Source organism: Goodfellowiella coeruleoviolacea (assembly GCF_024171785.1).
GTDB lineage: Bacteria > Actinomycetota > Actinomycetes > Mycobacteriales > Pseudonocardiaceae > Goodfellowiella > Goodfellowiella coeruleoviolacea.
Genome location: NZ_JAMTCK010000005.1, coordinates 425,723 through 439,383, shown reverse-complemented (window position 1 = coordinate 439,383; position 13,661 = coordinate 425,723). Strand labels below are relative to the sequence as shown.

The window sequence follows — 13,661 nt, the reverse complement described above, 5'->3', positions numbered from 1 at the left end:
GTAACGGAATCACCTGGTTGCTTGTCCACAGTTTTCTTCGGCAGGGCTGGAAGCGCCTGTTCAGCGGCATGAATACGGCTACCAGGCGTAGTCGACGCGCCGCCGGTCGGGTGGACACGGTCGTTGTCGGCCACCAGGTGATGAGGGAAAAAGACCGAAAAAGACCGGGGCCCGTAAGCGGTACTTACGGGCCCCGGGTGAATCCGGCGTCCCGATCCGGGAATTCGGGTCAGGTGTACCCGGCGGATCGGTGACCGGCTGATTCAGGGATGACCACCCGGTTCGACCACCTCGGTGGCCGGCGGTCAGTCACCCCGCCGGACCGGGCCCAGGATCTGCTGCTCGCCCGGGGTGGTGATCAACCGCAGCGGCCGCCACAGGTTGCGGCCCAGCGCGATCACCTGGTCGTCCTTCAGCGTGGTCAGCTGCTGGACCATGGGCGGCGGCAGCCGCCAGATCCGGCCGGCCAACTGGGCCTGGCCGATCGGCAGCCGCTGCAGCAGCACCAGGTCGGCCGTGTTGACCAGGCCGCCGGCCTGCGGGTGCAGGTAGGGCAGCACGTACATGGTGGTCTGCCAGGGCGAGCGCGGCGGGAACAGCTCCTGCGGCACGTGCCCACCGTCGTGCACCACCAGCAGCGGCCCGTCCTCGGACGGCCGGGGCAGCTCCACCGGGCTCAGCCGACGCAGCTGCACCAGCGGTGAGGGGCGCCCGTCCGGTCCCTCGCCCGCGGCCCTGGCGATCATCTGCCAGGCCGCCGGCCGACCGGTGCCGATCACGATCCACGCGCCGGTGGCCATGGCCCGCAGCGCCACCTGGCGGGCCAGGTACAGCCCGCCGATCACCGCGACCCTGGTGGGCGCCGGCCGCAGCACCGAGATGGTCAGCGGCTCACCCTGCATGCCCGAGCCCAGCACCATGCCGCCCCGATCACCCGAGGGGCTGATCGAGTCCAGCACCTCGGGCGAGATCAGGAACTCCGGCGCGATGCCCGCGGCCTTGCCCTGGTTGTCGGCCAGCCGACTGGTGGCGCTCACACCGCACCCCCGAACGGCATCGTCGCGGCCAGCCCGGACAGCTGCAGGCCGCGCAGCGGCGTGAGCGTGATGCCCAGCTCGTTGCCGAGCGCGAGCAGCCGCGTGTCAGCCCGCTCCAGCTCACTGGGCGTGCGCGCGCTCACCCGGACCATGCTGCGCAGCCCGACCTGGCCCTCCTCCGCGCCCGGGGAGATGGACATGGCCAGGGTGGAGGACAGCGCCCGCACCCCGGTGAGCGCGTTCAGGTTGTTGGTCATGCCCTTGTGCGGCCAGCCGGTGATCGCGTAGCTGGCGTGGCCGACACCGCCGGCGGTGACCCCGCTCCACCGCTCCCGCAGGCTGACCCGGGTGTTGCGGCCGGCCACCGAGGTCAGCTCGGCCGCGGAGATCCCGGCCCGCAGCAGCTCGTCCGGGTCCAGCGGGCGGATCGGCACGCCCCGGGTGTCCAGGGCGTTGCGGATGCGCGACAGCGCGCCGATCATCGCCCGGTGCGCGCCGACGACGCCGCCGCCGCGCTCGCGGATGGCCGCGGGGCAGCGCTTCGGGTCCAGCCGCACCGCGATCCACGTGGTGCGCCGGGCCGCGGCCGGCAGCGGGCCGAGCACCTCCATGTACGAGGCCAGCGCCGGCGCCGACGGCGGCAGCGCGGCGCTGCCCGGGTAGCAGTGCCAGATGACCTGGATGGCGTCCAGCACCACGCCCCGGTCCTCAAGACAGGGGGCGAGCGCGCCCAGCGGCAGGTTCGGCGCGCTGCCCACCGGGGTGATCAGCGGGGGCGCCGGGTCGACCAGCAGCACCGCGGTCCAGCTGCCCTCGTGCCAGGCCAGGCCGACCGGGCGCCGCTCGTGGTCCATGGTCTGGGCCACCACCAGGTCGGGCACGACCAGGCGGAGCAGCGCGACCCGGGAGTCGTCCGGCCCGATGACCGAGGACTCCTCCTCCGACGGCGGCTTGACCTCGGTGGGCTCGCTGCGGTCGGCCACCCTGCCGTGCGAGCGGAAGGTGTACTGGGTGGTCAGCGCGATCCACTGGGTCAGCCAGCGGCCCCGGGACCGCGTGAACGCCAGGATCAGCGCCACGACCAGGACGCCGGCGCCGACGTAGCGCATCGACGGGCTGGTCGCCAGCAGCACCAGGGCGATGGCGAGGCCAACCTCGATGACGACCAGGTTCGCGACCGGAAGCGCGCCCAGGCTCGCGCCGATCGTTCTGCGGCGGGCGTTCACACTGACCCGCCGCGGTGCCTGCTGTGGTGGGCCACCGACCGGCCTCCCCGGCGGCCCCACGGGAGCGCCACCCGGCGGGCCCGGCCTTGGCGGCGCCGGAGGTGGTGTGGTCACGGCCATCTGTTCGGTCTCTTCCCCTCGGTGGTTGGTGCTCCTCGGGTGGGCGTGGAGGATGCTGCGTGGAAGAGGGGTGGAACGGGTCTTGCGGAACCAGCCCCGGGAGCCCCCCTTGTGCGGCTATCCTGCCGAACCGTACCGCGACTGGGAGAGCAGCAGGCCGAGAATGGCATCAACACCTACCACCAAGTCACAGGTCCAGGCATATCGCTTCGTCCTGCGTCGCATGCAGTCCGCACTGGTTCGACGCGACGCTGTGATGCTGCACGATCCGATGCGCACTCACTCGCGTGCCACAGGTGTCGGCGTGATCCTCGCCTGCCTTGGCTTGCTGGGGTTCGTCGTGTGGGGGCTCTTCTCGCCCGCGCCGAAACTCCCCGACTCGGGCATCGTGATCAGCAAGCAGACGGGCGCGGTGTACGTGATGCGCCAGGACCCCAAGCGTCTGATCCCCATGACCAACCTGGCGTCCGCCCGGCTGTACCTGCTGGCGCAGCAGAACCCGGACCGGGGCGCGGCGCAGGGCGCGGCCGGCAGCGAGGCCGCGGCGGGTGCGCCGGTCAGCGACCAGGCCGCCCAGGCCACGGTCGTTGACGAGGCCGCGTTGGGCACGGTCAGCAAGGACCGGCTCACCGGCATCATCGACGCGCCGCAGTCCCTGCCGGAGAAGCCGGAACAGCGGATCGGCTCGGACTGGATGGTGTGTGACAACGTCACCCTGGACCGGGACCGCAGGGACCCGACCAGCGTTGGCGGCGTGACCACCACCGTGCTGGCCGGCCTGGCCGGCGGCACCGCCGGGCAGGAACTGGCCGACAACACCGCGCTGCTGGTCAAGGCCCCGACCAACAAGACCTACCTGGTCTACAAGCGCCCCAAGAACGCCAACCAGACCAACGCCTCGGCGCTGCGGGCCGAGATCGACCTGACCGACGCGGGCGTGGCCGCCGCGTTCAAGCTCAGCGGCAAGACGCCCAGGGCGGTCACCGCGGGCCTGCTCAGCGCGATCCCCGAGGGCAAGAAGATCAGCGCGCCGGACGTGGCCGGCAAGGGCAGCGCCGCCAGCTACCTGTCCGGCTCCGGCATCAAGGTCGGGGACGTGGTCGAGGTCAGCCGGGCCGGCACGGCCAGCTACCACCTCGTGCTGAAGGACGGCCTGCAGGAGGTCACCAGGGCGGTCGCCGACCTGATCAAGTTCTCCAACGACGAGAACGACTTCAAGAAGGTCAACGTCGAGGAGTTCAACCAGGCGCCGACCGCGCCCAGCGACAAGCAGGTCGACGTGCGGGACTTCCCGGACATGGTGCCGGAGATCCTGGAGGCCGCGCAGCACCCGGTGACCTGCCTGTCCTGGACGGCCAGCGACGAGAGCACCGAGAAGACCTCGGTCACCTACGGCAGCCGGGTTCCGGTGCCGACCGGGCAGACCACGGTCAAGCTCAACCAGACCGGCGCCACCGGCGAGGTGGTCGACGAGTTCTACATGCCGCCGGGCAAGAGCGGTGTGGTGCGCAGCGCGGCCTCGCCCGAGGACTTCAAGACCGGCCCGATCCAGCTGATCTCCGAGCGGGGCGTGAAGTACGGCGTCCCGGACCCGACCACGGCCACCGCACTCGGCCTGGGCAAGGACTACGTGCCGGCGCCCGAGTCGATCGTGCGGCTGCTGCCCTCGGGCGCGCAGCTCAACCGCAACGACGCGCAGATGAGCTACGACGGCGTGTCCTCGGCCGACCTCAACGGCACCTACCCGAGCGTCCAGCCGGGCGGTCAGGGCAACTAGCGGTCGGGCAACCAGCGGTCGGAGCGACCAGCGGCGCGCGCCGCCCAGTGGGCATCCGCTGGGCGGCGTCGCTGGTTTTCGGGTAGTTCGTCCGGAACCATGTGGGGGCGGCCACCGTCAGACCGGACACAGCGGTTGGCGTGAGGAGGACGAGTGGTGAACTCGCCGATGAGCGGGACGAGCGGTGTCCTGCGCGGCCAGCCGGTCCGGCCGGCGACGGCGGCGCCCCGCACCTCCACCGGCCGGGTCGAGATCGACCCGGACTGGCTGCTGGACTACGCCGACCGGGTCGACGACGCGGCCGAGGAACTCAACAGCGCCCGTGGCGCGCTCAACGAGACACCGCTGACCGCGGACAGCTTCGGCGAGCTGGGCCGGTCCATCCAGTCCGGCGCCGCCTACCAGCGAGCCGCGCAGGTGCTGCGCGAGCAGCTCGACCGGGCCAGCGAGGTGCTGGCCGCGGCGGCCACCGGTCTGCGTGACGTGGTCACCCATTACCAGGGCCACGACCAGGACAGCGCCGCTGTCATCGCCAAGTCTGACCACCGCTGATCAGGGCGAGGTAGGAGGGCGTCATGAGATCCCAGGCCAACCCCGATCAGACTCCCCGGTCCGTGGCCGACCGGTTGTTCGGTGCTGACTCGGTGGGTGCCGACTCGGTGCTCGACCAGCCGGTGGTCGGTCAGCCGGTGGTCGGTCAGTCCGTGCTCGGCCAGGCGGTGATCGGCAACGAGTCCCTGGCCGGGCAGCGGTTCGACGGCCGGCCGTTTCCCGACGACAGGTCCCTGGTCGACCAGCGGCTGGGCGAGGAGCCGCTGACCGGGCGGCCACCGGTGGGCGAGCCACTGGTCGGCGGGTCCGCTGTGGACGGTGGGCCGCCTGCCGGGCAGTCCCTCGTGGCTGGATCGGCGGCGGTGCGGCCCGCGGTGGCCGAGCCGCTCATCGCCCGGCTGGACAGCGGTGACGTGGCCAGGGACGTGGCCGGGCACCTCGACTACCTGACCCAGCTGACCCGGGAACTCGGCGTGTCCGACCCGGTGGAGGAGTACTTCGCCCCGGTGGTCGGCAGCTGGAGCGACATGCACGACGAGGCCGAGCGCTGGCGCCGGGCCGGTCAGGCGGCCGAGGCCGTGACCGCACAGCTCACCCAGCCGCTCGGCGGTCTGGACGCCGCCTGGCAGGGCGCGGACGCCGACTCGTTCCTGGAGCACATGCGCCAGGTCGGGCTGGCCGGGCAGGACATGTCCGACGCCATGACGGCGATGGCCGACGCACTGGACCAGACCGCCAGCGGACTCAGCCAGCTGGTGCGCGACCTCGCCCAGGTGCTCGCCGAGGCCGCCGAGCTGCTGTCCGAGGCGGTGATGCTGCCGCTGCTCGGCGAGGAGCGCGCCCGGCAGTACCTGGACGAGATGAACCGGCCGACCAAGGAGCTGTTCGAGGCCGTCCGGGACGTGCTGGAGGCGTTCGTCCGGCTGTGCGACGGGGTGCAGGGCGAGCAGCTGTTCGCCGACACCGGCATGGAACACCGGTTTCCCGACCAGAACTGGACGTTCACCGACCCGGACGCCACCCCGGCCGAACCGCTCAAGGAGCAGGAACCGGAGAAACCGGCCGCGACCGGGGCGAGCGGCACGAGTTCAGCGGGCACGGCGGGCATCGGCGGCGCCGGCATCGGCGGCGGCTCGGTCGGCACCGGCTCGCTGGCCGCGCCCGGCCCGCAGCCGGAGCAGCCGCTGCAGCCCGGCTCGTACTCGGCGACCACACCGCAGGAGCCGCGTCCGGTGGAGGAGAAGGCGGGCGGGCGGTCCGCGGCGGCCGCTGCCGCCGCGGCGGCCAAACCCGGCGCCGGCGGGATGATGGGCGGCGGCATGATGCCGATGATGGGCGGCATGGCCGGCGGCCAGCAGGGCGAGGAGGAGCACAAGGCCCGCCAGCGGCTCACCGTCGACCCCGAGGAGATCTTCGGCGAGCCCGAGGCCACCGCTCCGCCCGTGCTCGGCGAGGACGAGGACTGACCGGCTCAGCCGCCAGCGGACCGCTGGCAACCAGCGGGTAAACCCGCCGGCTGACCGGGTGAGACAGAAGTGGCCGGGGTGATCGTGGTGATCACCCCGGCCACTGTCGCGTCGGCTCAGGTGTTGGCTCTGGCCCTGCGGTTCCGGGTGCGGTTGACCGTGTGCACGATGAACAGGGTCAACAGCAGCAGGGTCACGCCGGCGCCGGTACCGCCCAGCGCCACGATCATCGGCGTCCAGTCCTTGGCCGGCGGCGGCACCGCCGGGTTGAGGATCGGCTTGGGGTCGGCCGACTGGAAGCTGGACTGCTCGGCCGGGAGCACCGCGGTCAGCGCGGCGATCGGGTTGACCATGCCGTAGCCGACCTTCTTGTCCCGGCCCTCGGGGTTGCCCGGGTGCTTGGCGGTGGCCTTCAGCCGCTCCATCACCTGGCGCGCGTTCAGCTCGGGGAAGCGCTCCCGGACCAGTGCGGCCACCCCGGCCACGTACGGCGAGGCGAAGCTGGTGCCCTCGATGGGCCGCTGCTGGCTCCCCTCGATGTTGGCGTTGGCCAGGCCGGTCGACCCCGGGGCCGGGTTGACCGAGACGATCTCCGTGCCGGGCGCGGCGATGTTCACCCACGGCCCCCACACGGTGAAGTTCGCCGGCGTGCCGTCCTTGGCCATGGCGGCCACCGCGAGCACGTCGTCGGAGAACCACGGTGGCACCGCCACCTTGGTCACCACGTTCGGGTCGGGGTTGTCGTTCTGCACGCAGTTGGTGTCGTTGGCCTGCGCCTGGTCGCTGGTGTTGCCCGCCGAGGTGACCACCACGACGTCCTTGACGTCCACCGCGTAGCGGATCGCGGCCCGCAGGGCCTTGTCGCTCTCGCCACCGGTCTTGTCCGGGGGCTGGCACGCGGTCACCGACATGTTGATCACGTCGGCGTCGTGGTCCGCCGCCCACACCACGGCCCTGGCCAGCGTGTCCAGGTTGCCCGGCGGCGCCTTGGTGGCCTCGTTCTGGAACTTGGAACTGCCCTGGCGGATGGCCATGAGCTGGACGTCCGGAGCCACCCCCATGAACCCGTTCGCGCCGGTCGGGTCGGCCTGGGCGGCGATGATGCCGGCCACCTCGGTGCCGTGGCCGTCGCAGTCGCTGTCGACCGCGCTCTTGCCCTCGATGTAGTCACCCAGGTCGGTGATCGGGTTCTTGAACAGCGGGTGCTGGTTCACCCCGGTGTCGATCACCGCGACCTTCTGGCCCTTGCCGGTGGCGAACCGCTGGGCCTCCTCGATCTGCAGCTGCTGCTGGCCCCACGGCTCCTTGGGCAGGTTCTCCGTGGTCGCGGAGGCGATGCAGCCCTCGGTGTTCCTGAACGGACCGCCGATCGCCGACGGCTGGGCGCTCGGCGGCCGCTGGCTCGCGTTCGGCTCGGGCGCTGGACCGATCGTGGTCGGCTCGGCCCAGGCCGGGACGGTCGGGGCGGTCAGCAGCAGGGCGGTCGCCGCGGCCACCACGGCCCGCCCGGCCTTGCCAGCAACGCGCATTCTCGGTGTCCTTAATCCTCGCCCGAACATTCCGACGCCGGAGCCCGTCACACCGGGATGACCCCGCGCATGGCCGAGTACAGGTCCAGCACGGCCAGCGCGAGCGGCAGCACCGCCGCGATCAGGATGGCCTCCAGCACGTCCACGGTCCGGCGCAGCACCGGCGAGAACTTCTGGTTCGGGAAGATCACCCCGAGCACCAGCGCGGCGGCCCCGGCCAGCACCAGCGTGCCGAACACGTACAGCAGCCGGTCGAACGCCACCGCCTGCACGATCCAGCCGATCAGCACGCCGCCGGCGGCGAGCATGCCCGTGGCCAGCAGGGCGATCGCCTGGCTGCCGTTGGCGTAGCTGCGGCCGCGCAGCAGCAGCACCAGCGCCACGACCACCGCGAAGATCGGCCCGAACAGGGTGGCGTCCGTGGCGGCGATGATCGCGCCCAGCGCGGCGATCACGCCCGCGCCGGTGATCATGCCGGTCATGTACTCGTGGGCAAGGCCGGTGCGCCGCTCGATCACCGCGTACTCGGGGAAGCCGGTGTCCTCCTTGAGGTCCTCGGCGCTGCCGGGCACGGTGGGCAGCGGCAGCCTGGCCAGCTGCAGGGTGATCCTGGGCAGCACCGAGATGCCGGCCAGCGCCACCGCCGCGGTGCCGGCGGCCAGGCCGGGCAGCGGGGTCTCCAGCAGCGTGCCGACCAGGAACGCCAGTCCACTGAGGACCGCGCCGGTCGCGGCGGCCACGAACGTGGTCACGCCCTCGCCGATCAGCAGGATCGACGCGGCGGCCACGATCAGCACCAGGGTGCTGGCCAGCAGGATGTTGGCGTCGCCGACCGCGCCGGGAACGATGTAGAGGCCGCTGACGAACGCCATCGGCAGGCCACCGGCCGCGGCCACCAGCACCCCGGTGTCCCTGGCGCCGTACGCCCTGGTGATCACCGCGCCGCCGGCCACGGCCGCCACCGCGGTCACCCCGGCGGCGATCGCCGCGGCCAGGCCGCTGCCGCCGCCGAGCGGGCCGCCCAGCAGCACCGCGATGGCCGCGGTGACCAGGGCGATGCCCCCGGCGATGTGGCCGATCCGCCGGGCCGTCTCCTTGGTCCACGGCCGGAAGCTGTCCGGAGTGGACTCGGCGATCGCGTCCACCACGTCGTCGTACAGCGGTGGCGGTGGGTTCTCCGAGCGGCGGCGCAGTTGCAGCAGGTCGCCGTCGACAACACCGAGCGAGGCCAGCGTCCGGCCGGGGTCGAGCGGGGCGTCGCCCAACTTGGCCAGACACCACCCGCCGTGCCGCACGCCACCGTCCGGAGTGGCCTCCCTGGCCATCTCCAGCAGCATCGGCAGCAGGTCGGCCACTGCGACGTCGGCAGGCAGTGCGACGTCGATGCGCGTTCGCGGCGCCACCACCGTCACCCGGCTGAACACCGTCGTACCGGTCGCCACCAGCGCCCCCTAAGTCATGATCGATCGTGATCGCTTCGTTGTGCGGTTTTCGACTGTCGGCCCGCCCGGCCGAGCGCGAGCCGACCCTATTGCGCGGCCGGGTCGCGCGACCAGTCGGCCGGCGGGAAGACCACCGCATCCGTGGCCGGTGCCACGGGTGAGCCGGCCGCGGCCCAGGCGCTGAGCCGCGAAGTAATGGCCACGGTCTTGCCCGAACCGGCCCGCTCGGCTGGCGAGCGCCCCTAGTATGGCCGCACCGGGTGCGGCAGCACTGCCGATTCCGGCGAACACGTCGATCGGGTTTTCCCGCCCGTCAGTCGGCACGTCGTCGTCGGGGTGCAGGATGGGCCGCCGAATCTGGTCGTCGGAACGTGGGTCAGCCCGGGCTTCGGGTGTTCCCCGGCTCCGTCCGGTACACGGTTGTCCAGTCGAGTTGAAGAGGTGCCTGTTCGGTGAGCACGCTGCAGTTCAAGCGATTGCCGCGCCTTGCTGCCCCTCGCCCGCCGGGCGGAGAGGTCCACCTCGAACCGCCACCCGAGGTGCCCAGGGTCATCCCAGGCAACATCCTGATGAAGATCATGCCGGTGGCGATGATCGTCGCGTCCGCCGGAATGATGGTCGTGATGTTCTACAGCGGCGGCCGCAGCCCCGCCGCCATGGTCATGCCCGGCATGATGATGATCTCCACCATCGGCATGATGGTCGGTGGCGGGATGGGCAGCGGCAAGGGCCAGAAGAAGGCCGAGATGAACGAGGACCGCAAGGACTACCTGCGGTACCTCGGTCAGATGCGGGACCGCGCCCGGGAGGCGGCCAACGAGCAGCGCGCCGAGCGCGAGTGGGTGCACCCCGAGCCGCAGATCCTCTGGTCGGTGGCCACCACCAGGCGGATGTGGGAGCGCAGGCAGTCCGACCCGGACTTCTGCCACATCCGGGTCGGCACCGGCTCGCAGCGGCTGACCACCCGGCTGGTGCCGCCGCAGACCGGTCCGGTCGAGGAGCTGGAGCCCATCGCCACGCTGGCGCTGCGCCGGTTCGTGCGGGCCCACTCGCTCGTGCCCGACCTGCCGCTGTCCGTGGCGCTGCGCGGGTTCGCCGCGGTCGGCCTGCTCGGCGACGACAAGGCGCAGACGCGCGGCCTGGCCAGGGCGATGATCGCCCAGATGGCCACCTTCCACAGCCCGGACGACCTGCTGATCGCCGTGGTCACGGCCGGCCGCACCAAGGCCGAGTGGGAGTGGGCCAAGTGGCTGCCGCACGTGCAGCACCCCACCCTGGTCGACGGCATCGGCCAGATGCGGATGATGGCCGGCTCGCTCGCCGAGATCGAGCAGATGCTGGCCGAGGAGCTGCAGAACCGGCAGCGGTTCACCCGCAACGCGCCGCCGCTGACCGACCAGCCGCACATCCTGATCGTCATCGACGACGGCGACGTGACCAGGGAAGAGCAGATCCTGCTCGAAGAGGGCCTGGTCGGCGTCACCCTGTTCGACCTGTCCGACTCGCTGGGCAACCTGACCGCGCGGCGCGGGCTGCGCCTGGTCGTGGAGGGCGACAAGCTGGGCGCGCGCAGCGCCAGCGGCATCGAGTGGTTCGGCAAGCCCGACTCGCTGAGCCTGGTCGAGGTCGAGGCGCTGGCCCGCAAGATCTCGCCGTACCGGATCGGCAGCACCCAGGACGTGGGCGGCGAGGACCAGAACGCGCTGGGCCCCGGCTCCAACCCGCCGCTGCTGGAGTGGCTCGGCATCCCCGGCGACCCGATGACCTTCGACATCCAGCAGGCCTGGCGGCCCCGGCCGATCCGGGACCGCTACAGCGTGCCGTTCGGCATCGGCGAGCAGGGCCAGCCCGTGGTGCTGGACATCAAGGAAGCGGCCATGGAGGGCATGGGCCCGCACGGCCTGTGCATCGGCGCGACCGGTTCCGGTAAGTCGGAGTTCCTGCGCACCCTGGTGCTGGGCATGCTGGCCACGCACTCCTCGGCCACGCTGAACATGATCCTGGTGGACTTCAAGGGTGGTGCGACGTTCCTGGGGCTGGACAAGGCCCCGCACGTGGCCGCCACCATCACCAACCTGGCCGGTGACCTGACCCTGGTCGACCGGATGAAGGACGCCATCGCCGGTGAGGTGGCCCGCCGCCAGGAGGTGCTGGCCAAGGGCAACTACAAGAACGTCTGGGACTACGAGAAGGCCAGGGAGAACGGGGCCGACCTGGACCCGCTGCCGGCGCTGTTCATCTGCATCGACGAGTTCTCCGAGATGCTCACGGCCAAGCCGGACTTCATCGACATCTTCCTGCAGATCGGTCGGGTCGGCCGGTCGCTGCAGATCCACATGCTGCTCGCCTCGCAGCGACTGGAAGAGGGCAAGCTGCGCGGTCTGGACACCTTCCTGTCCTACCGGATCGGTCTGAAGACCTTCTCCGCGGCCGAGTCCCGCGCGGCCATCGGTGTGCCCGACGCCTACGAGCTGCCGCCCATCCCCGGTTCGGGCTACCTGAAGTTCGACACCAGCTCGATGGTGCGGTTCAAGGCCCTGTACGTGTCCGGCCCCTACCGGCCGGCCGGCATGCAGGTGGCCGGCCCGGCCGCGCCGGTGCGCGGCGACAAGCGGCCCCGGCTGTTCGTGCCCGACTACATCGAGATCCCCAAGGAGCCGGAGAAGCCGGTCGAGCAGCCCAAGGAGAAGCCCAAGGAGGAGAGCAACGAGCCCAGCGTGCTGGAGGTCATCGTCGGCCGGCTGGTCGGCCAGGGCCCGCCAGCGCACGAGGTGTGGCTGCCGCCGCTGGACGAGCCGCCCTCACTGGACACGCTGCTGCCGCCGCTGGCGCCCACCGAGGACCGGGGCATCTCCCCGGCCGGGTTCTTCGGCAACGGCAAGCTGCAGGTGCCGCTCGGCGTGGTGGACCGGCCCTTCGAGCAGCGGCGCGACCTGCTGTGGGCCGACTTCTCCGGTGCGATGGGCCACGGCGCCGTGGTGGGCGGCCCGCAGTCCGGCAAGTCCATGCTGCTGCGGACCATCGTGGCGTCCATGGCGCTCACCCACACCCCGACCGAGGTGCAGTTCTACTGCCTGGACCTGGGTGGTGGCACGCTCGCGCCGTTCGAGGCGCTGCCGCACGTGGGTGGCTTCGCCGGCCGGCTCGACCCGGACAAGGCGCGCCGGATGGTGGCCGAGCTGACCACGCTGATCAGCGAGCGCGAGGGCCGGTTCCGCCAGCACGGCATCGACTCCATGGTCGAGTTCCGCAACCGCAAGCGGCGCGGGGAGATCAAGGACGACCCGTTCGGGGACGTGTTCCTCATCGTGGACGGCTGGATGAACTTCCGGCAGGAGTTCGAGGCGCTGGAGCCGCAGGTGGTGAACCTGGCGGCGCAGGGTCTGGCCTACGGCGTGCACGTGATCATCGCGGCCAACCGGTGGGCGGAGATCCGGCCGGCGGTCAAGGACCTGCTGGGCACCCGGTTCGAGCTGCGGCTGGGTGACCCCAGCGAGTCCGACATCGACCGCAAGGTCGCGGTGAACGTGCCGCAGGGCCGGCCCGGCCGCGGGCTGACCAAGGAGAAGCTGCACTTCCTCACCGCGCTGCCGCGCATCGACGCGTCCTCGGACGCGTCCAACGTGGCCGCCGGCGTGCAGGACCTGATCCACAAGGTGACCGGCGCCTGGCGCGGCCCGGTGGCCCCGCCGGTGCGGCTGCTGCCCGAGCTGCTGCCGTTCGACCAGCTGGTCGCCGCGTCGGCGCAGCAGTACCCGCAGGGCACCAGGCTGGTGCCGATCGGCGTCAACGAGGACGAGCTGGCCCCGGTCTACCTGGACTTCGACGCCGAGCCGCACTTCATGGCCTTCGCCGACGGCGAGTCCGGCAAGACCAACCTGCTGCGGGTGATCATCCGGGGCATCATGCAGCGGTACACCTCCAGCGAGGCGCTGATCATGCTGGTGGACTACCGCCGCACCATGCTCGGCTACATCGAGACCGACCACCTGCTCAGCTACGCGGTGTCCTCCGCCCAGCTGGGCGACATGATCAAGGACGTGCGGTCGTCCATGGCGGGCCGGCTGCCCGGCCCGGACGTCACCCAGGAGCAGCTGCGCAACCGGTCCTGGTGGAAGGGCCCGGAGCTGTTCATCGTGGTCGACGACTACGACCTGGTGGCGCCGCAGGGGGCCAACCCGCTGCAGCCGCTGGCCGAGTTCCTGCCGCAGGCCAAGGACGTGGGTCTGCACGTGATCACCGCCCGCCGGATGGGTGGCGCGTCCCGGGCCATGTACGACCCGATCCTGGGCAAGATGCGGGAGATCGCCGCCCCGGGTCTGATCATGAGCGGCAGCAAGGACGAGGGTGTGCTGCTTGGCAACGTCAAGCCCAGCGCCCAGCCGCCCGGCCGGGGCACGCTGATCAGCCGCAAGGCCGGCCAGCAGCTCATCCACACCGCGTGGCTGCAGGCGGAGTGAGCGACGTGGACCAGGGGCGACGGACGGGAGCCGGGACCGTGCGGTAGCGGGA

General features: G+C 71.7%; 8 protein-coding genes. 4 read left to right on the top strand and 4 right to left on the bottom strand.

The window, feature by feature from the left end:
- Positions 1-305: 305 nt before the first annotated feature.
- Positions 306-1,037, bottom strand: coding sequence for a hypothetical protein (locus LX83_RS13500; protein ID WP_253770978.1), 732 nt, complete (start codon positions 1,035-1,037; stop codon positions 306-308).
- Positions 1,034-2,263, bottom strand: a complete 1,230-nt coding sequence (gene eccE / locus LX83_RS13495) for a type VII secretion protein EccE (RefSeq protein ID WP_407649546.1) — start codon at positions 2,261-2,263, stop codon at positions 1,034-1,036. Before eccE ends, LX83_RS13500 begins: the two co-directional genes overlap by 4 nt.
- 283 nt (positions 2,264-2,546) lie before the next feature.
- Here eccE and eccB point away from each other — a divergent pair, with 283 nt between their 5' ends.
- The 3 genes from eccB to LX83_RS13480 all read left to right on the top strand — a co-directional run bounded on the left by eccB (position 2,547) and on the right by LX83_RS13480 (position 6,178).
- Positions 2,547-4,160, top strand: a complete 1,614-nt coding sequence (eccB, locus tag LX83_RS13490) for a type VII secretion protein EccB (RefSeq protein WP_253770976.1) — start codon at positions 2,547-2,549, stop codon at positions 4,158-4,160.
- 168 nt (positions 4,161-4,328) lie between these two features.
- Positions 4,329-4,712 carry a type VII secretion target gene (locus LX83_RS13485; RefSeq protein ID WP_253770975.1) on the top strand — a complete coding sequence of 128 codons (384 nt, stop codon included), beginning with the start codon at positions 4,329-4,331 and terminating at the stop codon, positions 4,710-4,712.
- Positions 4,713-4,735: 23 nt separating this feature from the next.
- Positions 4,736-6,178, top strand: a complete 1,443-nt coding sequence (locus LX83_RS13480) for a WXG100 family type VII secretion target (protein WP_253770974.1) — start codon at positions 4,736-4,738, stop codon at positions 6,176-6,178.
- 116 nt (positions 6,179-6,294) lie between these two features.
- On the opposite strand, the gene mycP is transcribed toward LX83_RS13480, so the two are convergent.
- Together mycP and eccD are read right to left on the bottom strand one after the other, a co-directional pair.
- Positions 6,295-7,707: a type VII secretion-associated serine protease mycosin gene (gene mycP / locus LX83_RS13475; RefSeq protein WP_253770973.1), complete on the bottom strand. Its 1,413-nt coding sequence runs from the start codon at positions 7,705-7,707 to the stop codon at positions 6,295-6,297.
- Positions 7,708-7,754: 47 nt separating this feature from the next.
- Positions 7,755-9,149, bottom strand: coding sequence for a type VII secretion integral membrane protein EccD (gene eccD / locus LX83_RS13470; protein WP_253770972.1), 1,395 nt, complete (start codon positions 9,147-9,149; stop codon positions 7,755-7,757).
- Positions 9,150-9,601: 452 nt separating this feature from the next.
- On the opposite strand from eccD, the gene eccCa reads away from it, so the two are divergent.
- Positions 9,602-13,609, top strand: coding sequence for a type VII secretion protein EccCa (gene eccCa, locus LX83_RS13465; RefSeq protein WP_253770971.1), 4,008 nt, complete (start codon positions 9,602-9,604; stop codon positions 13,607-13,609).
- Positions 13,610-13,661: the final 52 nt, after the last annotated feature.

Excerpts from the sequence above, each read along its gene's own strand:
- eccB (WP_253770976.1), top strand. The coding sequence starts at position 2,547 with ATGGCATCAACACCTACCACCAAGTCACAGGTCCAGGCATATCGCTTC.
- LX83_RS13485 (WP_253770975.1), top strand. The coding sequence starts at position 4,329 with ATGAGCGGGACGAGCGGTGTCCTGCGCGGCCAGCCGGTCCGGCCGGCG.
- LX83_RS13480 (WP_253770974.1), top strand. The coding sequence starts at position 4,736 with ATGAGATCCCAGGCCAACCCCGATCAGACTCCCCGGTCCGTGGCCGAC.
- mycP (WP_253770973.1), bottom strand. The coding sequence starts at position 7,707 with ATGCGCGTTGCTGGCAAGGCCGGGCGGGCCGTGGTGGCCGCGGCGACC.